The sequence below is a fragment of the Thermosporothrix hazakensis genome, assembly GCF_003253565.1.
GTDB classification, from domain to species: Bacteria; Chloroflexota; Ktedonobacteria; order Ktedonobacterales; family Ktedonobacteraceae; genus Thermosporothrix; species Thermosporothrix hazakensis.
Genome location: NZ_QKUF01000008.1, coordinates 65487 through 89765, shown reverse-complemented (window position 1 = coordinate 89765; position 24279 = coordinate 65487). Strand labels below are relative to the sequence as shown.

Below are 24279 nucleotides of genomic sequence, written 5' to 3'. Positions count from 1 at the left end.
GACATGAGAAAGGCTTCAGGCTGTTTGTTATGAAGATTATTGTTGCTGGCGGTGGCCCGGCAGGCCTGTATAGCGCCTTGCTGCTCAAAAAGGCTCACCGCGATTGGGAGATCACCGTTCTCGAACGCAATCCAGCCGACGTGACCTATGGGTGGGGCGTCGTGTTTTCTGATCGGACGCTTGCTTCTTTTCAGCGCGCTGACTACAAGAGCTTTGAGCAGATCAGCGAGCATTTTGTGATCTGGGATGCAATAGATGTGCACTACCGGGATGAGGTGATTCAGTGCGGAGGACACGTTATTGCGAGTATCGCGCGTCATACTCTCTTACATATCCTGCAACAGCGCTGTCTGGAACTGGGGGTGACGCTCTGTTTTCGGCATGAGCTGCACGGCCTTGCGGAGCTCAACGAGAACTATGATTTGCTGATCGCCGCTGACGGCATTCACAGTGTGGTGCGCAGGGAGCTGGCTGACGTGCTCCGCCCTGCGATTGAGCTCGGGAAGGCGCGTTATATCTGGCTCGGTGTTGATCGCGTGCTGGATGCTTTCACCTTCCTGTTTCGTGAGAATGAGCATGGGCTTTTTCAGGTGCATGCCTATCCTTCAAGCGGCACTTCCAGCACATTTATAGTGGAATGCCATGAGGATACATGGCTGCGGGCGGGGCTGGATCAGGCGAGCGAGGCCGAAAGCGTGGCCTATTGTCAGCGCCTCTTCGCAAGGGATTTGAAAGGGGCGTCGTTGCTTGCCAACAACTCGCGCTGGATCAACTTCCCCACGCTCAAGACGCGTAAGTGGTCTTATCAGAACATCGTGCTTCTGGGGGATGCAGTGCATACGGCGCACTTCTCCATCGGCTCTGGCACAAAGCTGGCGATGGAGGATGCAATCAGCCTGGCGCGAGTACTGGAGCTGCATGATGATCTGCCACGAGCGCTCGACGAGTATGAGCAGGAACGCAGGCCGGTCGTTGAACTATTTCAGCAGGCTGCGAATGAAAGCCGCCTCTATTTTGAATCGATAAGCCGCTATCTCCGTCTTGAGCCACTCCCCTTTGCTTTCCAGCTTCTCACTCGGAGCGGGCGTATGACCTACGATGATTTACGCCTGCGCGATAGCCGTTTCGGTGATGCGGTAGATAGGTGGTGGGCACGGCAGAGGAATGATGCTGTAGAGCCGCTTGTTGCGCCGCCTCCGCTCTTTACGCCTTTCGCGTTGCGTGGTCTTGCGCTGAGCAACAGGATCGTGAGTGCTCCGCTGGCTGCTGTCCCCGCACAGGATGGCCGAATCAGCAATGAATACTGTTCTCAGATGGCCTCTATAGCGGCTTCGGGTGCGGGCCTGGTGCTCGGTGAGATCGCGGCTGTGTCGCCGGAGGGCCGAATAACGCCCCACTGTCCGGGTCTGTATCAGTCGGAGCATGGAGCGGCCTGGAAAGCGCTTGTGCAGGCGGTTCATGCGACGCCAGGGGCACGCGTTGGCTTGCAGATCGGGCATGCTGGCAGGCGCGGCGCGACTCGACCGCGTGGGAATGGGCTCGATAGGCCACTTCAGACGAACACATGGCCGCTGCTCGCTCCCTCGCCGCTGCCCTACACTCCTTTCAGCCAGACGCCGAAAGCAATGGACGCCGAGGCGTTAGAGCGCGTGCGCCAGGCCTTTGTGGCTGCGGCTGTGCTGGCAGCAGAAACGGGGGCTGATCTCCTGTTTCTCCATTGCGCACACGGCTATCTGCTCGCCAGCTTCCTTTCACCATTGACCAATCAGCGTACCGATGCGTATGGTGGATCGCTGGAGCGACGGATGCGCTATCCGCTTGAGGTCTTTGAGGCGGTGCGGCGTGTATGGCCTGCTGAGAAGCCGCTTGGGATTGTGCTTTCTGCCAGTGATGGCGTCAAGGGAGGTGCTGATGTGGAGGAGGCTGTACAGGTGGCAACGGCGTTCCGTGAGCGAGGCTGTGATCTTTTCTGGATTCAGGCGGGCCAGACAACACCTGCAAGCGAATTGGGGTACCGGCGCGGCTACCTGACTGCTTTCAGCGATTCTATTCGGAACGTGGTCGGGCTTCCGACGCTGGTTGGCGGCTATCTGACGGATAAGAATGCAGTCAATACGGTGCTTGCTGCCAGTCGCGCTGATCTCTGTATACTGGAATCGGCCGATTCTATCTGAAGTGAGAAACCATAGAGTGAGAAAGCAACGATTATTTTGAGAGAGGAGAAACAGGTATGGCGAACGAGGTGTACGCGCCGTTGCAAGGCAAGCGAGCGGTCGTCACAGGGGCGGGCCGCGGCATCGGGCGCAGTATCGCGCTGACGCTTGCTCGGGCGGGTGCTGATGTGGGTGTCACAGCTCGCACGGCAGCGGATCTGGATACGCTGGTTCACGAGATCGAGGCGATGGGGCGCCGAAGCCTGGCCGTTACCTGCGATGTGACCAACCCCGAGCAGGTACGCCATATGGCCGAAACGCTGGCGTCTGGCCTGGGAGGCTGTGATATTCTGGTTAATAATGCCGGAAATGCCGGAAGCCATAAGTTTCTGGATCACCCTGACGAGCTCTGGCACCGCATGCTTGCGATCAACCTGACCAGCGTCTACTATGTCTGTAAAGCCTTTGTTCCCCGTTTTATCGCTCAGAAGAGCGGGCGCATTATCACGATTGCCTCAATTGCGTCGCGTATTGGAGATCGTTATATCGCGGCATATACAGCCTCAAAACACGGCGTTCTGGGCCTGACAAGAGCGCTCGCTGCCGAATTGCTTCCCTATAACATCACCGTTAACGCGATCTGTCCCGGTTATGTTGATACGCCGATGACCGACGGAAACGTTCAGAATATGATGAGACTGACCGGAAAAACAGAACAGGAGATACGGGCAACGCTGGCAAAGATGAGTCCACAACAACGGTTAATCGAGCCTGATGAGGTTGCCGGGCTCGCGCTGTATCTTGCTCAAGACATCAGTAAAGGTATTACAGGGCAGGCCATTAATCTTGATGGTGGAGCGGTTATGTCATAGAAAAGAGGGAACTGATGAGCTATGACTTTCTCTACGAGGTGCAGGATAGCGTCGCAACGATTACCCTGAATCGGCCTGAGGTGATGAACGCGCTGACGTTCGAGGTGTATGCGCAACTGCGGGATCTCTTTGCTGATCTGAGGCGGAACGACGGCGTGCAGGTTGTGATTTTGACGGGAGCCGGCGAGGGCTTCTGTTCGGGCGGAGATGTGCATAAAATCATCGGGGAACTGCTGCAACGCGATATGAAGGCGCACCTTGATTTTACGAGGATGACCGGAGAAGTCGTACACAATATGCGGATGCTTGAGAAGCCCATTATCGCGGCATTGAACGGAATGACGGCAGGAGCCGGGGCTGTGCTTGCGTTGGCTTCTGATCTGCGTCTGGCCTCGGAGAGGGCACGAATCGCGTTTCTCTTCTCGAAGGTTGGGCTGACCGGGGCGGACATGGGAGCGGCCTATCTGTTGCCGCGTGTTGTTGGGATGGGCCGAGCAAGCGAGCTGTTGTATTTCGGCGATACGATAGACGCGGCGACGGCTGAGCGCTACGGCCTGGTGAATCGGGTTGTCCCCCATACAGAGCTGCTTTCGACGGCGCGGGAATGGGCCTCGCGACTGGCTCAGGGGCCGACGTTTGCGCTTGCAATGACAAAGCGGCTGCTGAATCAAGAGCAGCATATGGACCTGACTTCGGCGCTTGAGGTAGAGGCGCAGGCGCAGGCGCTCCTGTTGATGGGTGAGGATCATCGCCGCTTTTATGAAGCGTTTAAGGCAAAGGAGTCCCCGCGCTTTAATGGACGGTAAACGAGCTTCTGTAGCGAGAGGAGGCCTCTTCTGTATGGCTTTCCTCTCCTCTGCATGAAAGAGCTATTAGCGGGCCTCTAAAGCTACTCTGGCGTCTGTATGCTTGCTATGCAGTTCCTTTTAGGGAATATTCCTTTCTTGCTAAATCGACTCTTTCTTTGAAAATTGTTCCTGGTACTAAGGTACTTTTGTTCTTGATTGAAGACGCGCAATCTGATATAAACAGAAGTGAGTGAAGTGAAGGCGAGAAAGCATGCTTTCAAGCTCCAAAACACGATCACCTGTATCTATCGAGCTAACTTGTCTATGCTGAGTACTTGCAGCAACTCCTGTGACGGTTGAGGATTGGATACATAAACAAGCAGACAAGTAAACGAACAAATACTACGTGCTGAACGTCGAAAAGTTGTGCTGGAAGGAGGAGAAAGGGAAGCAGCACCCGAGGGATGCGGATACTGCTTCAAGGAGGTTACAAGGGCCGATGTATATCGTGGAAGGCTGCAATATGTTGCGCGTACCAGCGCCCGCTTTCCTTGATAACGCGCTGCTGGCTCTCGTAGTCGACGTAGACGATGCCGAAGCGCTTGTCGTAGCCGTAGGCCCACTCGAAGTTGTCCATGAGCGACCAGACGAAATAGCCATCAACTGGTGCGCCATCGCGAATCGCGTCGGCAACCGCTGCGATATGGTCACGCAGGTAGCTGACGCGCCCTGGATCGCTGATCGTCTCGCCACCATTCCAGGTATCGTTGAAGGCTGCGCCGTTCTCGGTAATGTACAGCGATGGAATATGGTATTCCTGATGCAGGCGCACGAGCATATCACGCAGGCCCTGAGGGAAGATCTCCCACTGCATCGCGGTATATGTGGCGTCGGCGGGGTTCGACTCCTTGCAGGCGTCCGGATGTGGTGGCTGTTCCTGCCCGTACACAACGGCGCGGGTGTAGTAGTTGAGGCCCAGAAAATCGATTGGTGTCGAGATGATCGTCAGGTCGCCCTCTTCAATCGGAGGGGCGTCCAGCTCCATCAGCTCGAAAAGCTGTGCTGGATAACTGCCACGATAGAGCGGATCGAGCAGCCAGCGATTCGCGAACATATCGGCTCGATCCAGGTCACGAGCGGTCTCCGGGCGGTCGTCACCGGGATACCTGGGACCGAGATTCAGCGCGAGACCAAGCTTGCAATCAGGCGAAGCGGCCCGAACGCGTGGCACAGCCAGCCCGTGAGCGAGCAGGAGGTGATGACCGGCATTTACTGCTGCCTGTCTGTCTTGCATACCGGGTGCGTGCACACCGACAGCATAGCCAAGATAGGCTGAGCACCACGGCTCATTCAGCGTTATCCAGTGCTTGACGCGATCACCGAGGCGACGAGCGACAATTTCGGCATAGTCGGCGAACGCGAAGGCGGTTTCACGCGAGAGCCAGCCGCCACGCTGATGGAGCGTCAGGGGAAGATCCCAGTGATAGAGCGTGACATATGGCTGAATCTGATGTGCAAGGAGGGCGTCAACCAGCCGATCATAGAAATCCAGCCCCTTCTCGTTGATGGCTCCGGTTCCTTTGGGCAGGATACGCGGCCATGCAATCGAGAAGCGGTAGCTATCCAGACCGAGTTTCGCCATCAGCGCGACATCTTCAGCCATGCGGTGATAGTGGTCGGCTGCAACCTCACCCGTATGACCCTGATAAACCTTGCCGGGCGTTTCGGAAAAGGCGTCCCAGATGGAAGGGCCACGTCCATCTTCTCTGGTCGCGCCCTCAATCTGATAGGAAGCGGTTGCAGCTCCCCAGTGGAAGGAGGCCGGGAAGGAGGCGGCAAGCGAGCGCTCGGTTTCGGTCAGTAAGATATTCCTGGTGGTGCTCATATCGTCATTAAAACCCTTTGTTCTTTCGTTGTGATAAACGACTCTGTTGCGCTTTATTGTCCCTTCTGGAGCATACGGAGTTTGCGCAGAATCGCTTTTGGAATGCGCTCCCGGCGCAGGCGCGGATCGGCGTATTCATCGATTCCAAAGTTGATCAAGGAAAGGCCAGCGCCAAGCAATGCAATGCAGACGCCCGGTGGTAGGAACCACCACCACGCGCCCAGCAAGAGCGCATCGTTGTTCTGCGCCCAGTAGAACATGGTGCCCCAGCTTACGGTAGTGGTATCGCCCAGGCCGAGGAATTCCAGGCCGGCCTCGGCGAGAATAACATACACAACCGTGCCAATGATGTTCGCGGCAATGATTGCCAGTTGGTTGGGGAGAATCTCCCAGAAGATGATGTGAAAGCTGCTTTCGCCGCTGGAACGGGCGGCCTCGATGAAGTCCCGTTTGCGCATCGAGAGGGTTTGTCCGCGAAGGACACGTGCGCCCCAGGCCCAGCTTGTCAGAGCGATCACGATCGTCACGGTAATCGAGCCTTTAAACGGAATATAGGCCGCAATCAGGACGGCCAGCGGAAAGGCGGGTAGCACAAGAAAAACGTTAATAATCAGCGAAATGATGTCATCGACCAGGCCGCCAAAATAGCCAGCGGTCAGGCCAACAACAACAGAAATGACTGTCACGAAGATGCCGGTCAGGAAGCCCCAGAGAATGGAGGAACGCGTACCGTAGATCAACTGAGTAAAGACATCTTCGCCAAGCTTGGTTGTACCAAACCAGTGTTCAGCCGACGGTGCTGCCAGCTTATCGGGATACGAGAAGGTTGGATCCTTCTGTACCAGTAGTGGTCCGATCAGGGCAACCAGCACAAAAAAGCCCACAATGATGACGCCAATCAGCACTTTCGGGTTCTGAGTGAGCAGGCGTCGGATATCAGCGAGTCGCATGCTCAATCGGCCGGGTTGTTTGAGCGTTGCTTCAGCAGTCGCTTCGGGCTGATTTGGTATCGGTGCAGTTGTACCCAGGCTCATACGCTCTTTTTACCCCCTATCCTTGTCGTGTGCGCGGATCAAGTACCAGATAGATCAGATCAACCAGCAGGTTGGCGACCAGCACAGTCAGCGTGATAAGCAGGAAGATCGCCTGAAGAAGCGGGTAATCTGAGTTGTGAACTGCCTGTAGCAGCGCGAACCCGATGCCGGGGTATGAGAACACCATCTCGGTCAGCAGGGCGCCGCCAACCACGGAACCGAGCGACAGGGCAAAGCCGGTCAGGTTTGGCAGAATGGCGTTTCGAGCCGCATACGCCACCATCACGCGGCGAGGTGTCAGGCCCTTTGCCTGCGCCATCAGCACGTAGTCTTCTGAAAGCGTGGTGATCATCGCGTTGCGCATGCCGAGCATCCAGCCGGAAACAGACGAGACAACAATGGTCAGCGCTGGCAGGATGCCATGTGAGATGGCATCGCTGATGAAGTCGAACGAGAATTCAGGTAGCATGCCGAGCGAATAGCCGCCACTGATCGGAAACCAGTTCATGGTATAGGCCAGGATGTAGAGCGTCAGGAGGGCCAGCCAGAAGTATGGTATCGCGGCAAGAAAGTTCATAATCGGTGGCAGAATGGTATCAAGCCACGAGCCGCGTTTCCAGGCGATGATGATGCCGATCAGCGTCCCAACAGCAAAGCTGATGAGCACCGAGGTTCCGACGAGCGCGATGGTCCACGGGAGCTCTTGCGCCAGCATGGCTGAAACAGGCGTTGGATAGTAGGTGATAGAAAGGCCAAGATCACCGTGGAGCAGACTATTTAAATAATGTATGTACTGCATCCAGAGTGGCTCGTTGGTCACTCCAAACTGAAGGAGAAGTGCATTCACGGCTTCAGGTGGCAGGCGTCCCTGAAAGCGAGCCAGCATAGCGCCTGCGGGGTTGCCCGGGGCCAGACGTGGAATAAAGAAGTTGAGTGTCAGCGAGGCCCAAAAAGCGAGCAAATAGAAAAACAGACGACGTAGTAATTGTCGCATACCCATAACTCCTTTCGCGTCACTTCACCGAAGTGGGGAAAGTGTGGGATACAGTGCTGTACCCCACACCGCAGCTTATTGTGCTGGCTTCAGGTTCAGCACGGTCACTGCTGCATCAGGATACGTGAAAGGAGCGGGTACCGAATACGCATTGTCCTTGTCAGGCCAGCCAGTGAAGCGGGACGAGTTGTACTCGTACCATGTCGGACCATAGAACAGAGGCACAACCGGAAGCTTCTCTACCATAATCTTCTGGATGCCCTGAATGGCCTCTTTCTGCTTGTCCTCATTCGTTGTGGTGGCATACTGATCTAAGAGCTTGTCGGTCTCAGCATCTTTCCAGCGCTCGAAGTTGGAGACAGCGGCCTTGCCGATATCTGCTGACCTGGTGCTGTGCAGCAGGCCCTCCAGCAGGAAGTACGGGGTAGGCCCATTGTTGGTCCAGCTAATCGAGGTCTCGTACGTGCCGAGCTGGAGCGCGTTGAAGTATGCATTATAGGCGATCGTGTTCACGTTTGCCTGGATGCCCAGCTCTTTAAGATTCTTCGAGATGATCTGCGCGGCGGTCACCCAGTCGGTCCAACCGGAAACGACGTTGATGTTGAAGGAAAGCTTCTTGCCATCGGGGCCAGCATAGATGCCGTCGGAGCCCTTCTTGAAGCCAGCGGATTCCAGAAGCTGCTTTGCCTTCTCCATATCCTGCTTGAATTCAAGGTTCTGGTACTCGGAGGCGAGATACTTCTGCTCGTTTGGCAGTACCAGTCCGGTCGGGGAGGCTGGCACGGTATAGCCGTTCTCAGCATCTTTGACGATCTGGGCTCGGTCGATAGCGTAGCTCAGCGCCTGACGCACTTTCAGATCATTGAAGGGGGCCTTTGTCAGGTTCATGTACAGCACAATCACGTTCGAGGGCGGGAACCAGTAGTGATGATGATCCTTATTTTTGCTGACGAACGTTTTATCGATGTCGGGGATGAAAAGGCCGGTCCAGTCGATCTCACCTCGGCTCAGGGCCAGTTCGGCGTTAGTGTTGGAGCTGAAAGCCACAACCCGAATCTCTTTGACCTGGGGCTTACCTTCCTGCCAGTACTGGTCATTCTTGGCCAGGGTGACGAGCTGAGGCGTGAAGGATTTGAGCTTATACGGACCGGTGCCGACTGGATTGTCATTGATAAATTTAATCGGGTCGTCCACTTTTTCCCAGACATGTTTGGGCAGTATGTAGGTCGAACCACCTAACTGCCACAGAATCGGTGTATAGGCCTGCTTGAGGGTCACAGTGACGGTATGAGCGTCGACCATAGTGACATCTTTCAGCCAGGTCCACAGGCCGCCTGTGTCGGCTGCGGGGTTCTTTTTGGGTAGCTCAAGCGTGAATACCACGTCCTCAGCAGTGAACGGTTGACCGTCATTCCATTTGACATTTTGACGAAGCTTAAAGGTCAGCGTTTTTGCATCGTCAGAGAACTTGTAGTCTTCAGCCAACCAGGGCTTGATGCTGCCATTGACGCGGTTGAAGTACAGAAGCGTCTCAAAGATATAGCCCTGTGTGCCATAGGTCGGCTGCGCTGCAATCGGGTTGAAGTTTTTGGAGAAGTCGCCCTGCGGAGAGGGAGCGACCGTCAGGGCCTGGTTCCCTTTTGCCGAATTATTGTTGTTGGCGCCACCGCCACATGCTGTCAGGATGATGGTGAGCAGCATCATAGCGGTCAGAAGTATTCCTGGTAGAGCGGCCTTCTTTGGCCGTTTGAACGGTGTAAATAAGGAGTGCGTTGACACAGATTACCTCCTGATACGAAGTCAGATCCATGATGTCCATTCCTTGAAGAATAGATATCAGCGCTCTCTGTCCTTCTAACCTAACAACAGGATGAATGGATCTACCCTGATCCATAAGGCAAAATATTGAACTGTACAAATGCTTTGTGGTTTTCCTGCGGAGCTTAGACTGCTTGCGCAAAGGATTGAGGGCCCTGGGAGGCGCCGCAAGATGCGCGTACAACTAAACGAGTATCAAGATAGACGCGTACGGGCTCACTTTCCGTTTGATTGGCTGCACCAAATGGCTGATGCAACAGGGGCTGTTTCGACAAGGGTTGTGTGTTGAGCATCGAAAAGAGCAGCTCCATCGCCTTTCGCCCCATCTCAACAAAGGGTTGGCGGATTGTTGTCAAACCGGGACGAATATAGGCCGAAGTTTCCAGATCGTCAAACCCGACCAGTGCAATATCACCGGGGATGCGAACACCTGCTTCTTCTGCCGCTGAGATAATCCCGTAAGCGGTTGGATCGCTACTGGCAAAAATGGCGGTAGGTCTTTTCTCTGGTGGCAGAGCAAACAGCTTGCGTGCAGCTATTTCGCCGCCCTCCGAGGTGAAATCTCCGTCGAGAATCCATTCAGGGTTGGGGGTAATTCCCGCTTCCTGCAAGGCTTTGCAGTAGCCCTGGTGCCGCTCCTGGCAGCAGAGGTTGCGCATCGGGCCGCGTATGTGGGCTATGCGTCGATGTCCGAGGCGAATGAGGTGACGGACAGCCGTGTATGCGCCCGAAAGGTTGTCAACACCAACCCAGGGAATATGTGCCGGTGGTTGGATCTGGTCGTCGATGATTACTATAGGCATGCCATGTTTATGCAACCGCGTCACATACTTTGCCGATTGGCCTGGAACGATGCCAAGCAGCCCCGCTGTGAGCTTGGTTGTGAGGATGCGGGCAAGAGCGTCACTCTTGTCCTGCTCCAGATCATTCATGCTATAGAGCACCAGATCATATGAGGTCTGTGCTACGGCCTCGGCGACTCCACGAATGATGTAGGGGATAAAATGCCAGGTGAGTGAGGGTACAAGCACACCGATGAGTCGACTCTGTCCGCCTGCCAGGCCTGATGCCGCCATATTTGGCACAAAGCTTTGTTCTTCGATGATGTGCAGAATGCGCTCCCGCGTTGCCGGATCGACATCGGGTTTGCGATTCAGCACCCGTGAAACGGTCGCTTTGGACACGCCTGCCAGTCGTGCAATGTCATTAATCGTTACCTTATCAGCCATTGTGTGCCTTCTATCCTCTCTGTCAAGTAGAGCGCCGTTGCTCTGAGAGAATTTTCCTATTTTCTCTCTCGTAACCGTTCTCGTAACCGTTTACGGTAGCGGTTACAGGTAAGTATAATCATGGATATATTCCTTGTCAAGGGTTTCCGTTCCCAAATTGGGGAGCGTATGGGGCGTTTCTGTTTCGGCAAGCGATTGCACTTCTTGCCCTTCTCCTCTACAATAGCGTTGCTAAAACAATGATTGTTTAACGGCGCTGCTAAGAGAACAATCGAAAATTGTGTGCCGCGCTTCCCTGGCCGGGTGGCGCGCGATTGGAGGAGTCGAATGGAACGGAAGTCGCCCGGGAAGAAAAAGCCCGAGATCCCGGTTGAACAGGAGTATTGCAGCGGCTCGTATCGCTGGTTTACCTATGCACCTGATGTAACGGGATTGCGCCTGATTTGTCTGGAAGATGTGGAAACGGGCACTGTTGTGACAACGACAGTTGCCAGCGCTGAGAGACGCACGGCAGCTCACCGTGCCTGGGCTGGAGCTCGCCAGTCACGTGCCTCCGGGATGCCCTGGACTATTTTGCATGAGATGGGCGAAAAGGGTGTCGATCCAGACCAGAAGATTGAAGAGATGTTTCGGGGGTATGGTCATGCCTCGGTTGGCGATATGGCTCGCCTGGCGGTCGATATGGGACGCGTGCCGATGCATCTCTGTCTTGCGCTGTTCTCAGAGGGCACGATCAATTCCGGACAGGAGAAATCGACCCGGTATCAAGCCGCTTTTGGCCGGGCTGTCCTGCACCCGCTGAAGCATTATCTTGCGGTTCAGGGGCCGGAGATGGAGCGACTGGAAGAGGCCTATCAAGAGCTCGGTCGCCTGTCGCTGATGCTTTTTACACAGCATAAAGAAACCCTGCTGCGTGCGTTCGAGCAGTTTTATGCTGTCGATATGACTGATAAGCAGCAGAAGAACGCGCTGACCTCGCGAGTGCTCGATTGTGTGCGCTCCTTCCTGCTGTTGGGCCAGTGGAGCGGGCTTTCCTTTGAGACCTCGGCGCGTGATTGGTCGCGGATCCTTGCCGAACTGAAGGCATCGCCTTTGCCGTACTATCATAGGGTCGCGGAGCAGATCGAGCGGCTGCTTGCTCCTTCTCGTGAAGAGGAAGAGGTGCTGCACTACCGGGCAGAGGCTCCGAGTCTGATTCGGCATACTGATCCTGCGCTGACCGCAGGACGGAATATTCAGGCGCTCAAGCAGTTTATCGAGCAGAAGACAGATCTATTGCAAAGCGTGCCAATACAACAACAAGAACCGACCTGCGTTTCACAACGCGTGGTTCTGCTGGATGCACACTACACCGAGGCGGAACGCATGGTTGCGCAATACCTGCTCGTGCTCTGGCCCGGCCTTGAGCGCGAGGCCCTGCTGCAATGGGTTCATTCATGCGCTGATGAGGTGCGCCGCCAGATAAGCGCCTGCCTCTTCGCGGATCATACGAACTATAACGAGCTGCCGAGCTTTGCGCGCACGACCAGGATGACGCTTGTGGTTGAAAGCTTCCTCGGTGAGCTGCGCGACCTGAATCGACATCGTGCCTGGGGTCGCTTTTTCCCGCTTCCGCTGCTCTTTGGCGAGCCGTTGAGCCGCGAGACAGTTCAGCAGATTCTGGGTCATGGCTTTGGGCTACCGCTCTATCTGACGGAGATTCCCGCCTTTGCCGAGTTCCGAACTGCCTTTGAGCGCGACCTTACAACATATTATGCTCGCTTGCAGGCGTTCATTGAGCAGGTGACAGAGACGTGCGGCTCGACCATAGATTACTCGTTCGTGTTGAACCTGTTGCCGCTTGCTCATCGCGTTGACCTCTGGATGCATGGGGATCCGAAGCAAGCGCTCTATATGACCAGGCAGCGTGTGCGCCCGGGCGGTCATATCAATTATCGTGCAATTGCATATGAGGCGAATCAGTTGCTTGCTCGCTCTGATCCCTATCTCTCGGCGATGGCTCTGGCTCAACGGCCTGATCCTGCCAGTCGCGAGGAGTTTTTCGATCGCAGCTAGAACGTGTGTAGGGGTGCAGTGGATTATATCTGCTGCACCTTTCTCTCTTTTGGTGGCCTCCCTCCTCCTCCAGTGAGCCTCTTCATCAAAAACTGTCGTCAAGCGCAAAATTCATATTGAAGCAAGAAAAGCTGAGCGCGAGTGCGAATGCGTAAAGATGAGCGTATGTACATAGTATACCTGAGCTGTCAATACCCTCTTTCTCTCGCATTCTGTGTTTTTTATATCCTGCTTCTGTGTGTCAGGCATCCATTTGTAAACGCCAGAAAGAGATTCTCTCTCTCGCATTCTGTGTAATAGAGTTTATGTATAATAAGATTCTATGTTGCGTTTAATTTTGGACGGGTAACCCCGGGAGAGCCGTCTAATTTTAAACGGGTATCCCGTCTAATTTTGAACGGGTAACCCCGGGAGAGCCGTTCAATTCTGGATGGGTAACCCATTCAAATTAAAACGGGTAGTCCGTCCATTTTTAAACGCCAGGAATGGAAAAAGAAACGGGCCTCCCTGTAAAGCCGCCTGGAATGGCTGTCGGAGATCGCGGGGGGTTCTTTTGGCTTGTGCCTCTTCCCAAGACAATGGAGTGTGTTGTAAGCTTGTAGGGCATGGAAACAAAAGGGGGGAGGGCCTGTCTTATGCAGGTAGAATTGCAAAGAGCATCGGCTGATCAGAAAATTGTGTTGCGCCATCTGATGGAGCTCTGCCAGTATGATTATAGCGAGTTTGACGGTGAGGATGTCAACGAGCATGGCCTGTTTGATTATACCTATCTCGATCATTATTGGATTGAGCCGGGGCGCTATCCTTTTTTGATTCGGGTGAATGGCCGTCTGGCTGGCTTTGTCCTGGTGCGCCGTCTCGATGGACAGCCAACGCATAGTATCGCTGAATTTTTTGTATTACGGAAATATCGCAAGCAGGGCATCGGGCGCATGGTTGCCTGTCGAATCTTTGATGAGTTCCCTGGTCGCTGGAAGGTGAAGCAGGAAGCGGGTAATCTTCCCGCCCAGGCGTTCTGGCGCAAGGTGATCGCCGAGTATACAGATGGGCGCTATCATGAAACCCAGGAAAACGCCTGGGGAGACGTGGTACAGGAGTTCCATTCTCGATCGCGTTGACACGCTGCTTGTTGAGCTGTTTGTGAGCGTGGTTTCATGGATCAGTGTTCTTTCCATGCGCTTTCAGGATGATGAAACCGCGCTCCTGAACCTGGTTGCTCAGTGCGGAAATGCTGACCAGATGAGCGAGAAGGCAATACCCCACATCACACAACCGATCAGGCCATCAAGGATTTTCCATGCCAGCGGACGGCGGAATAACGGGGCCAGCCACGCGGCTCCATAGGCCAGCGAGAAAAACCAGGAGAGCGAGGCACACATAGCGCCAACCGCAAACCAGGCGCGCTGTATCCCCTGATAATGGGTGCTAATGCTTCCTATCAGAACGACTGTATCCAGATAGACATGCGGGTTGAGCAGGCTGAAGGCGAGGACCGCAAGCACTGTATCGCGAACGCGCACCACTGCCGCCGCTTTGCCCATTTCAAGCCCCTCGTTGTTCTGGAAGACGGAGCGAAACGAGCGAAAGCCGTAGAAGAGCAAAAATGCGGCGCCACCCCAGGTCGCAATCATGCTCAGAATGGGAATACTGGTAATAAGGGTTCCAAGCCCTCCTACGCCCAGAAGAATCAAAATGATATCGCATAGGGTGCAAAGGGCTGCGGTGATAAAAACATGCTGTCTTTTCAGACCCTGTCTCAGCACAAACGCATTTTGTGCTCCTATTGCAATAATGAGACTGGCGCCGAGCAGAAATCCCTGCACGAGTGCGGTAAAGAGTGGCTGCATGTTCCCTCGCTGTTTCATTTTTAGCTCATATCATACTATGTCGATCTGTCGGTTTCAATATCCTGAGCTGGCCTGGAAAGCCGGGCGAAAGGAAATGCTGATTTTTCTTCCACTCCATCATGGATTACATTGTAGCACATTGTTCTCCTTTTTCCGGTTTGTTAGTTCAGTGATACTTTTCCTGCTGGTATGATATTTGTCGCAAATTTGTCGCAAAGTATTGACATATATGTTGATGAGGCGTATGATAAGCGCATATCGAACACAGGTTCAGAGCGAGAAGTGCGCGTGCGATTGCGGAGGATGTCGGATGTTATTGTTTCCATTTCGCGAGGAATCGGGGTGCTGCTCTCGAGGTGACTTGCAGGTGCAAGCTACTCCCGGAAGCGTCCCCCGTTTCCCTTTGCTCATCGAGTGAAAAATGTCGGGCTTGATTGCCTTCTGATGAGCGTTTGCTGCGGTTAACGAAGCGTGTCGAGAGCAGGCAGAAGGGTGGAAAGGTAGGACATATGCTGTGGAAGCGCGAACTCAGGATCGGGGATCTCGGGATGCCATTTCTTTTCCCATTCAACGACGACCCAACCATTATATCCGTGCGTCTTGAGCTGAATCAGCATCTCTTCGACCGGAACTTCACCGTCACCAAGCAAGACAAGATCCCATGTGCCCTCAGTTGTCTGAACGGCATCCTTGACGTGGGTATGGACGATGCGCGGTCCCAGGTTTTGGTATACCTCTTCGGCTGTTTCGCCCACACGAAAAGGGTGATGGCTATCCCAGATCACGCCAATGTTGGGCGAAGGAACCTTTGCGAGAATGCGGGCGATGCGCCGAGAGGAACTGAATGCGTCATGGGTTTCCAGCGCAATGGTGACATTCGCGGCTTCGGCGTCCGGCGTGATGTGCTGGAAGGACGAGAGAACCCGTTCGTCTTCCTGCTCCTCTGTGGGTGTGGGCGTGATGTTTGTGGGGGTCATGCCACCAAAAACACGGAGCAACGGGACTTCTACTTCCTGCGCAAGGGCGATCCAGGCGCGAAGCTCGGTCAGCATCTGATTTTGCTGCTCTTCGTCTGGCTGATTGAGTCGACAGGAGGTATCCAGGCAGCAGACCTCGATCTTTGCAGCGCGGAAAGCTGCAACCGCGTCGATGATTTTCTGTCGGTCCTGTAGGGGGTCAAGCACCTCTCCGTCGAGCAGGCGAAGCTCAACGCCAGTGTAGCCGAACTCCAGGGCCGCCTTGATGGTTTGTTCAAGTGTCCAGGCCGGGCAGGATAGCGTACTGAACCCTATTTTCATGGGGTACACCTCTTTCCAGGATTGAAATCAAGCTTACATTCAGGATTGAAACAAATAAAGCAACAAGTGAAAAGTCAAATGTGAAACGAAATTACATGTGGGAAGTTTGATAACGCGCTCGAACACTGCCGCGTTGCCAGATATTCCCTGTGCAGATGGGCCTTGCTGCAATCCACAACCGTTGTTGAGGACTGAAATGAAGAATAGAGAAATAATCAATTATTATGTCATGTTTGTGCTATCAAGCGCAACCTGAGCCATAGCCGAACAAGCAGTCGCTGTGATCGAAATGGAGCTTATGAGGAATCGTTTTTATGCTGCATATACTGTTCGTTCCATGCGAGAAGGTGATATGAATTGGGCTCCATCGCGAGAGCCAGATAGTACCTGTATTCTTTTTTGAAAGCAGGGAGAGTGGCTTCTGGCGCCGAGAAATCATGAAAAGGGTCTGGTGACAATCGGGCAGGTGCGCTACCCTGAAATCGACGGTAATGGTACACTTGAGGTGAGGCCAGAGGACGGCCATCCAGTTATTTCGAGAAAGAATGCAAGGAAAGTACGAAAATGCGTTATCATGTCAAAGAATGGATCTTTCCCCTGGGTGACAACTTTACCGTGCGAGGGGATAACGGCGAAGTGCTCTATGAAGTGAAGGCGAGACTCATCAGTATTGGCGATCACTTCACGATGTATGATAAGCAGACTGGCGAGGAGGTGATGCGTGTCAAGCAGCGGGTCCTGGCCGATACGCGCCAGTATGAGTTGTTTAAGGGAGATGCCGAGGTCGCGACGATCCATCGGAAGCACGAGGCGACGCATGGAGCTCGTTTCGAGATCGTGACCAGGGATAGCGTCGTGCTCCAGGTACGCGGCAATTTTAAGGAATGGGATTTTGAGATTGTCGATCAGTATGGTCGTGTTCTCGGTCACGTCAGCCGCGAGTTCGCCATCTTTGGTGATAGCTATACCGTTGATACTGCTCCCGAGATTGACGGACCGTTTATTGTCGCGATTGCTATCATTCTGGACGAGATGAAAGAGGATCGTATCAAGGATTAAGTATGCAAGGGCAGGATGAAGGTCGACCGCTTGCTACTCGACCTTCACCACGCCGAGCATTCCACTGGCTCGATGATAGACGTTGTTGCTGTGGAAGGCCCATTGTCCGGGATTGCTCGCTGTCCAGAGAATGGCAAGCTTCTGGCCGGGATCGATCAGCACGGTGTCTTTGAGGGGGCCGTGACCGGTGCCGTTATCGAGCTGGAAGAGTTGTCCGTGAAGATGCATCGGTTGTGGGAGCGGACTTTGATTCTGGATCTCAAACCGGATCAGGTTGCCCTTTGCGACCGAAATGGGCGTGACATTCGGGTAACGCTCGCCGTTGATGGTCCATGTATACTTTTTTGGATCGCCGTTCAGTTGGATCTGGGTCACCGTATCGGGTTGTCTGTTGGGCATGACCGCGACGCCTGGGCCCGCTTTGAGCATGCTATATTGCAGAGTTTGCCGCGAAAGCTCGGCTGGAAGCGCATCGGCGGGTGGAGCCTTTGCTTTCTCTCCCTGATAGCGCAGGAGTGCTCGCGTCATGGTTTTTTGGGTGCCCTCGACGCGTGCGGCCAGTTGCCATACGCCCGGATGGTTGGCTGTAACAATAGTGTCGTAGCGCTCACCCATGCCGATACGCAGTGCATCCACCTCAACCGGAGCGATCTCGTGTCCATCTGCATGCGTGACCTGCATTCGATGTCCCTGAAGCGCGACGTGAAAAATAGTTGAAGCCGCCGCGTTGATGAAGCGGAGCAACAGTCTGCTGTTGTTCTTAATCGTCATCTCATAGGGCGTCTCTGCGCTTGTTCCATTGATCAGATAGAGCGGGTAGTTGAGATCCGGGGCGCTCTCGCCTTTCACTGCGCTTGTTGTGGTGATGCCGCCCGATTGTAGCTTTTTGAGTGCATCATCCGGTGAGCCTGCGACGCCATCGATCCAATCGTCAAGCATAATGATAAATTCGTAGTCGAAGTTACGCTGCTCGTTTGCTGGATCAATAATCAGCGGTCCATAGAGGAAACGATCTGCCTGCGTGCCAACAAACGAGGAATAATAATAGGTACCAGAGAAGGGAGCCGTGAATTCATAGGTGAAGGTTTGATTACGGGCAACTGGGGATTGCGTGAGATCTGGAACGCCGTCCATTTTGTTATCAAGCGTCAGACCATGCCAGTGAATGGTGGTATCCTGTGGCAGTTTGTTGGTCAGTTTGACGCGTAGTGTATCGCCTTCTCGCACGCGTAATTGAGGCAATGAAAGTGCTCCTGCACTATAGATCCATGTTTTTACTGGCTTCCCATTGATTGTTATTGAGTCCTCTTTTGCGTCAAGTGTATACTCCTGGACTCTTCCGCTTGGTTTTGGGGTGACACTGGGGGGCGATGTCTCAGGGAACGGCGCACAGCCTCCTAGAACAGTCAGCCCTGTACTGATGCCCGCTACGGCCAGGAACTGCCTTCGTGTCCATCTGCTGTCATGCCCCTGCATTGCTTCACTCCTCTTGTATCCTGCTCTTAGAGAGCGCAAGTATATTTCCACTTCTACTGTACCAGTAGTTCCAAACCCCTTGCTTTTCAGCCAATTTCGTGGTATTTTCATTACGGAACGTAACGTAATAAAATAGGAAATGGGAACATATGGAAAACGAGCACCCTGTGCAGAGGCGTGGACGCCCTCGCAGCGTCCAGACACATCAGGCTATTCTGGACGCAACGATTGACTTGCTGGAGGAGCAGGGGTTTGAGGCGTTCAGTATCGAAGCAGTTGCGGCGCGGGCGAAGGTCGGGAAACCGGCTATTTATCGTCGCTGGCCTTCCCGTGAGGCGCTGATTGTCGATGCGCTCGCCAGCCTGGCCGCTGATCTTCCTTTTGTGGATACGGGGAATCTTCGTGAGGATCTGCTTTCTCTGATACAGGCTTTCCTCTGGCTGTTTAGCTCATCAAAGCTTGGGGCACTGATTGTGCAACTGGGAACGACCATTGTGGGGAACCCTGAACTCTTTGCGCGGTACCAGCAGCACGTGATTGCCCCTCATCTGCAAGAGCTGGCGCAGCGGCTGGAGCGAGCGGTTGAGCGTGGGGAAGTGCGCCCCGATATCGATATTGCAACCTGTATTCACCTGATAATCGGGCCTCTTGTCTACCATGTGTTTATCTCAGGCGATCTTTTCCCGACAGCCACCCCTTTTCCTGAATCCCTTGTTGATACGATTCTTGCGGGCATTACAGCCCGAGTGTAGAGAGGAAGAGAGACAGCATGCATGATACAAGCAAGAAGAACAGGCATAAGCTTGCCCCGTTTTGCGCTCCCCTGGTTGCACAAATAGAGAAGCGTGTGAGTATTCGGGTGCTGGTGTGGGCTTTTCCACTGGTCTTTTTCCTGCATGATTTCGAGGAAATACTGACAATGGAGCGGTTTGTGAAGCGGCATGAGAAGAGACTTCCCGGGCCATTGAGTCGCATCGCCATGATTACAACGCCACAGATGATAGGAGCGGTAGCCCTTGAGTTTATCCTGATCACGCTGGCCGCCTATCTGGCGACAAGTAAGCGGCAGTCATGGGGTCTGTTTCACGGGGCGCTTGCTCTCTTCTTTCTGCATGTCTTTACACATATAGCTCAAGTGGTTGCCTTCCGGGGCTATTCACCCGGAGTCGTAACGGCTATTCTGCTTGTGTTGCCCTATTCGTGGTATGTATCGCGGAGGCTGCGACGTGAGGGGTTCATGAGCGCCGAGGCGTGGAAAGACGCTCAGATGATTTCGGGCGTGCTGGCGCTTCCCGGGCTGGTCGGCGTTCGGCAGCTCGCGAAAGAGTTCATCCCAAATGAATAAACAGACGCATAGGAGAGAGCTTATGTTTCATGAAATAGTGACATCCTTCCTACGAGTACTCTGCTCTAGCTTCAGTTGAGTGATGCTGCAATAAGGGGAGGAGGCACTGTTTCTCTTTTCACTCCTCTCATGATACAACAGGAATACACGTTTTTCAATAAGGAGAATGTCTTCAGGGAGGAGAAGAAAAATCCCTCTCTTTAAAGCAAAGAGAGGGATACAGGCTTATTATGCGGGGTGTTGCACACGCTTCGTGGCGACAAGAAAGATCGCGAATGCAAACCAGATAATGACGCCTGCCAGGCCGACTGGAGCCGACAGGTAAGGGTTGCCCAGCGGGATAAAGAGCACGATCCCGAGCGATGCAAAGCTGTTAATAACCGCGTGCGCAAGCACACATGGCCAGATGCTTCCGGTGCGGAACCTCAGCCAGGTAAGCAGGAAGCTAAATGGAATGGTGATCAGCAGAAAGAAGAAGATGCCGAGAACCGGATAGAGACCGGCGTATTCATACCCGTCGATCAGGATAAGCGGCGCGTGCCAGAACCCCCAGATCACGCCGATAATGAGTGATGCCTTGATGCCCCCTAACGGCGTCAGACGGGGCAGGAGATAGCCGCGCCAGCCCAGCTCTTCGCCGAGGGTCGCGATCATGGTCAGGAGAACGCTGAGCGTCGCAGCCTGTCCAATCGTGATGCTATAGAGCATCGGCATAGTGATCTGCTGGCGTGTCTCTGCCGGGAGCGTTTGCACTATCAGTTGATATTGTTTCTCCGGTTCCCAGGGTTGCCAGTTGAATAAAACTGCAAGTCCATAGCTTAGAGCGATCAAGACAACAGGAATAATGTAAGCGGCCAGGTACAGCCAGAAAGAGCCACGAAGCCCCTTCTTCTGCAAGCGTAATCCGGCGTCCGCGAAGCCTTCATGCCGGATGAGGCGAACGAGAACACAGGCGACAAGCGGGCCGAACATCCCAACGCTTGCGCGGATGGAGAAGGGCACACCGACGTATTTCAAGAAAAAGATGGCCCACGAAATGATATAGGCAAGCAGGGTGTACCAGATAATGCCTCGCCAGTCGACTCGCTGTGCTTCTGTTTGGTTGTGTACTGCATCCATGAGATTGCATCCTTTGTGTGTGTTTAGTTATGCTCCTGTGCAAATGATGAATACCTGGATAGCTGCTTCTAACCGAGAAAACAAGATGCGCTATTGCTAGAGCGTTTCGGAATCACGTATTCTGACGCTCCTGTTGCTATATCTACGCTCATTCCACTAAATTGGTTGTTTAACAAAAGACACATGCTGTGTGGGGGTTCCTCTGTTCGTTGCATTGCCCGGGAATACTGCCAGTCGAAGCTTGAGGGAATCACGCTACCCGGTTTGGAACTCGTTTCTCGGCCCGGGAATAATAGTTGTGAAGCGCGTCGTTTCCCTCGGGGAGCGGGCCTGTTCTCCAGCCAGACAATACACACTTCCCTCAGGTCCTGCACGAATTCCTGAAATGCTTCATCACGGTGTAGCGGCCTCGGACACTGGTGACAAGCACGATGTCGGAGGTCCAACCAGGGTTGGGGTGAGAGAACTGCTTGATTGGTTCCAGGAAGGCCTGAAGCTCTTCGGGTGTGCTGGAGATAGGTATGTTGCATCATAATGTACTCCTGTGGGCAAAGCGGTTTCTCTCCTCTATCTGAGAGTGGTGGGCTCTGTCAAAGTATGCCTATGAGTAGAAGGGATAGAGTGCGGCTGTTAGAGCGGCTTGAGCTTCGACATATGCTCAACAATATAGGGGTAAAAATGCTGCTCGACAAGCTCTGTCATTTCGGCAAGTGAGCGGCTTCCATCGATTTCGTAACAGGGAAGCTGAAGCCGTTGTGCCTGCGCTTTGACATGACAAGTAATAAGTGCATCTCGTTCAACGAGCGCGCGCAAATGGCGCTCTGGATCCTCTGGTGCAGGATAGGTTGAGATGGCATGGAATCTCTTCTTCTGCTCTTCAAAGCGGGTGCGCCTTGCATATTCGTTGAATGCTTTTGTAGGAACCAGCCAGATAGCCTGCTGAGGGCTGGAAAGGTAGGGAAGAACCGCCTCTGGCATAAAATTTCCCTCAGCGACTATCATCGGTTCAGTGGGCATTGCAAGCAGATCTTCAAGCACGAGGGAAAGGTCCTGGCCTGCCTGAATGAAGTCTTGTGCCAGGACATCTGTCGGCGTTTCCAGCCAGCGCTGTTTCATGTTTTTCTGTAACCAGCGGCGATGCTGTTCGTCTTTTTGTGCAAGGCGTCGAGCGGAGTGATCTCGTTGGCGGGGGTCAACCCGGTAATCAAGAAAAACATAGATACGAGAAATGAATTGACAAATAGAGGATTTTCCTGCGCCCGGGGTTCCGCCGATCCATAAGACATGGGTCAACTTCTCTGCAATCGTTCGCTGTTCAGTCATGTCTTCCTCCTGGCTCTCTTTTGGGTGGTTGATTTGAGGATACATGAAAAAACAGGAAGATACATCTGCCTTCTGGACGATGTGCTTTCTTGACAAATACTATATAATGAGAGAAAGAAGGGGAAGACGGGCAGAGATTCTCTGCCCATCTCGGAGTGTTATGGAGCTCCAAGCATGGCCAGTGCAGCAACAGTGAGGGCCTGTACACCGGCTTTTAGAGCGGGCTCACGATCGGGCGCATAGTATGGAGAATGCGGCTCTGGAACGTTGTCGATCCCTTTTTCGGCGTAAAGCTGCTTGTTGGTAACTCCCAGAAAGTAATAGGCGGACGGGATGCCTGCGCCATCGGGTACGTGTCCGAAGAATGAGAAATCCTCGCTTGCCTCCATTGGTGGCGTTTCCATAACATGTTGCTCACCAAAGAAGGGCTTGAGCGCCTCTACTATTCGTTCAAGCGGCTCACGGTCGTTATGCAGCGTTTCTCCGAACTCAACAATCTCTATATCTGGTTCTTTGGAGGCATGAGAGGCCTCCGCCTCGGCTTTGACAATACGGCGAATCGCTTCCAATATGTGTTCACGGATCTCCTTCGTATAGGCCCGCACCGTAAGCTGAAGTGTTGCTGTGTCTGGAATAATGTTGTAGCTTGTTCCACTATGAATTGATCCCACTGTGATGATAGCTGTGTCGTTGGGCGGGACCTCGCGTGCGACAATTGTTTGCAGGCGCATAACAATAGCGGCGGCGATGAGCACCGGATCAACACAATTCTGAGGCCGGGAGCCGTGTCCGCCTTTCCCAAAAATGGTGATTTTCATATTGACGACCGATGTCATTGTATCGCCAATGTGATAGCCAATGGTGCCGACTGGAAGCGGGTTCGTATGCTGAGCGATAGCGACATCTGGTCGAGGGAAGCGCGTAAAGAGCCCATCCTTAAGCATCTCTTTTGCGCCAGTCATTGTCTCTTCTCCGGGCTGTGCGACAATCATCACGGTGCCTCGCCAGGCATGCAGACTCTGCTGAAGGAGCGATGCCGTACCAACAAGGCAGCTTGTGTGCAGATCGTGGCCGCATGCATGCATCACCGGAACCTCTTCTCCCTCACTATTGGTGACAACCTTCTTGCTGGCATATGGGAGGTTGGTCTTTTCCTTGATCGGGAGCGCGTCCATATCTCCTCGAAGCATCACCGTTGGGCCCTGACCATTGCGGAGCAGACCAACAACTCCGGTCTTTCCGACTCCTGTTGTCACATCATAGCCTGCCTGCCTCAACCAGTCTGCAACTTTTGTCGCGGTTTCGTGCTCTTGCATCGAGAGCTCAGGATTCTGGTGCAGATAGAGGTAGAGGCTTTCTACATCGTGATACACGTTATCAAGCCCTGCAAGAACGCTCTGGAAGCGCTCTTGTGCCGACTGCGTTTGTTTGCGCATAATAACCTCTTTCTCCTGTTTTTGCTATTGAGTCATTTTTTGATCGAAATAGGGAAGAGGCCTCTATTCTATATCTGCATATATATCCATTATACGGGGAACCTGATAGCTGTTTGCTGATTGTATTGATATGGGAACAAATATCTATACAAGCTCCACTGACAGATGTAGTAAAGGGAATGTAGTGTGTTCGATCTCCGATGGTATGAGCTTACCAGGAGACAGGTGAGTCGCATAGGTATCGCCTCTCCTTCTAGTGGAACCCGAAATTGATATATACTCTCTTCACTTTGTGAAATAGGAAGGGCTCTATTGGAGCAAGGAAGCAGGAACGGGTTCTCCGTGGTGTTTGTCCCGTCTCTTTCCACGTTAGAAGGGGTAGAAAGATAAAAATGATAAAAAGATGATAAAAACGTTAAAAGAATGTTTCTTCTGTTCAATAGCGGGCGAAGTTTGGAGTGCAAAGCGCAGGGCAGAGCCTCGTAGCAGAGAGCAAAGAACGCCCTATTCGCCTCTGGAACCTGTTTTACGCTTTCTTTTGAAACTTG

General features: G+C 53.5%; 19 protein-coding genes. 8 read left to right on the top strand and 11 right to left on the bottom strand.

Annotated features, from left to right (window positions below; translation table 11 throughout):
* The first annotated feature begins 29 nt into the window (after positions 1–29).
* From EI42_RS13530 to EI42_RS13520, 3 genes are read left to right on the top strand one after another with little or no spacing between them, the layout of a single operon-like run.
* The gene (locus tag EI42_RS13530) at positions 30–2174 is read left to right on the top strand and encodes an oxidoreductase (protein ID WP_111322819.1); all 2145 of its coding nucleotides are present in this window, start codon (positions 30–32) and stop codon (positions 2172–2174) included.
* Between the two features lie 56 nt (positions 2175–2230).
* Positions 2231–3025: an SDR family NAD(P)-dependent oxidoreductase gene (locus EI42_RS13525; protein WP_111322817.1), complete on the top strand. Its 795-nt coding sequence runs from the start codon at positions 2231–2233 to the stop codon at positions 3023–3025.
* A 14-nt stretch (positions 3026–3039) separates the two neighbouring features.
* Entirely contained in the window at positions 3040–3831 is a 792-nt protein-coding gene (locus EI42_RS13520; protein ID WP_111322815.1) for an enoyl-CoA hydratase family protein, read from the top strand.
* A gap of 469 nt (positions 3832–4300) precedes the next feature.
* Here the strand turns inward: EI42_RS13520 and EI42_RS13515 are convergent, their stop codons facing one another.
* From EI42_RS13515 to EI42_RS13495, 5 genes are all read right to left on the bottom strand, one after another.
* Positions 4301–5698: a GH1 family beta-glucosidase gene (locus tag EI42_RS13515; protein ID WP_111322813.1), complete on the bottom strand. Its 1398-nt coding sequence runs from the start codon at positions 5696–5698 to the stop codon at positions 4301–4303.
* 53 nt (positions 5699–5751) lie between these two features.
* Positions 5752–6732 carry an ABC transporter permease gene (locus tag EI42_RS13510; RefSeq protein WP_111322811.1) on the bottom strand — a complete coding sequence of 327 codons (981 nt, stop codon included), beginning with the start codon at positions 6730–6732 and terminating at the stop codon, positions 5752–5754.
* Positions 6733–6748: 16 nt separating this feature from the next.
* Entirely contained in the window at positions 6749–7726 is a 978-nt protein-coding gene (locus EI42_RS13505) for an ABC transporter permease (protein WP_111322809.1), read from the bottom strand.
* Between the two features lie 75 nt (positions 7727–7801).
* Entirely contained in the window at positions 7802–9505 is a 1704-nt protein-coding gene (locus EI42_RS13500) for an ABC transporter substrate-binding protein (protein WP_246046268.1), read from the bottom strand.
* Between the two features lie 164 nt (positions 9506–9669).
* Positions 9670–10773, bottom strand: coding sequence for a LacI family DNA-binding transcriptional regulator (locus EI42_RS13495; protein WP_111322805.1), 1104 nt, complete (start codon positions 10771–10773; stop codon positions 9670–9672).
* 327 nt (positions 10774–11100) lie between these two features.
* On the opposite strand from EI42_RS13495, the gene EI42_RS13490 reads away from it, so the two are divergent.
* Positions 11101–12828 (top strand): hypothetical protein, encoded by a 1728-nt coding sequence (locus EI42_RS13490; RefSeq protein ID WP_111322803.1) that lies wholly within the window; start codon positions 11101–11103, stop codon positions 12826–12828.
* A gap of 635 nt (positions 12829–13463) precedes the next feature.
* Positions 13464–13946: a GNAT family N-acetyltransferase gene (locus EI42_RS13485; RefSeq protein WP_111322801.1), complete on the top strand. Its 483-nt coding sequence runs from the start codon at positions 13464–13466 to the stop codon at positions 13944–13946.
* Between the two features lie 99 nt (positions 13947–14045).
* On the opposite strand, the gene EI42_RS13480 is transcribed toward EI42_RS13485, so the two are convergent.
* Both EI42_RS13480 and EI42_RS13470 read right to left on the bottom strand, forming a co-directional pair.
* Entirely contained in the window at positions 14046–14675 is a 630-nt protein-coding gene (locus EI42_RS13480; RefSeq protein WP_111322800.1) for a LysE/ArgO family amino acid transporter, read from the bottom strand.
* A gap of 461 nt (positions 14676–15136) precedes the next feature.
* Positions 15137–15973, bottom strand: a complete 837-nt coding sequence (locus EI42_RS13470) for a sugar phosphate isomerase/epimerase family protein (protein WP_111322796.1) — start codon at positions 15971–15973, stop codon at positions 15137–15139.
* Positions 15974–16537: 564 nt separating this feature from the next.
* On the opposite strand from EI42_RS13470, the gene EI42_RS13465 reads away from it, so the two are divergent.
* Positions 16538–17032 carry an LURP-one-related/scramblase family protein gene (locus EI42_RS13465; RefSeq protein ID WP_111322794.1) on the top strand — a complete coding sequence of 165 codons (495 nt, stop codon included), beginning with the start codon at positions 16538–16540 and terminating at the stop codon, positions 17030–17032.
* A 33-nt stretch (positions 17033–17065) separates the two neighbouring features.
* On the opposite strand, the gene EI42_RS13460 is transcribed toward EI42_RS13465, so the two are convergent.
* Positions 17066–18508, bottom strand: coding sequence for a multicopper oxidase family protein (locus tag EI42_RS13460; protein WP_170142601.1), 1443 nt, complete (start codon positions 18506–18508; stop codon positions 17066–17068).
* A gap of 149 nt (positions 18509–18657) precedes the next feature.
* On the opposite strand from EI42_RS13460, the gene EI42_RS13455 reads away from it, so the two are divergent.
* Together EI42_RS13455 and EI42_RS13450 are read left to right on the top strand one after the other, a co-directional pair.
* Positions 18658–19260 (top strand): TetR/AcrR family transcriptional regulator, encoded by a 603-nt coding sequence (locus tag EI42_RS13455; RefSeq protein ID WP_111322790.1) that lies wholly within the window; start codon positions 18658–18660, stop codon positions 19258–19260.
* Positions 19261–19277: 17 nt separating this feature from the next.
* Positions 19278–19853: an HXXEE domain-containing protein gene (locus EI42_RS13450; protein WP_111322788.1), complete on the top strand. Its 576-nt coding sequence runs from the start codon at positions 19278–19280 to the stop codon at positions 19851–19853.
* Positions 19854–20081: 228 nt separating this feature from the next.
* Here EI42_RS13450 and EI42_RS13445 read toward each other — a convergent pair whose 3' ends face one another.
* The 3 genes from EI42_RS13445 to EI42_RS13435 all read right to left on the bottom strand — a co-directional run bounded on the left by EI42_RS13445 (position 20082) and on the right by EI42_RS13435 (position 23731).
* Positions 20082–20972: a CPBP family intramembrane glutamic endopeptidase gene (locus EI42_RS13445; protein ID WP_111322786.1), complete on the bottom strand. Its 891-nt coding sequence runs from the start codon at positions 20970–20972 to the stop codon at positions 20082–20084.
* 630 nt (positions 20973–21602) lie between these two features.
* On the bottom strand, positions 21603–22295 hold the full coding sequence (locus EI42_RS13440; RefSeq protein ID WP_111322784.1) for a hypothetical protein: 693 nt from the start codon (positions 22293–22295) through the stop codon (positions 21603–21605).
* Between the two features lie 158 nt (positions 22296–22453).
* The gene (locus tag EI42_RS13435) at positions 22454–23731 is read right to left on the bottom strand and encodes an amidohydrolase (protein ID WP_111322782.1); all 1278 of its coding nucleotides are present in this window, start codon (positions 23729–23731) and stop codon (positions 22454–22456) included.
* Between the last annotated feature and the right edge of the window lie 548 nt (positions 23732–24279).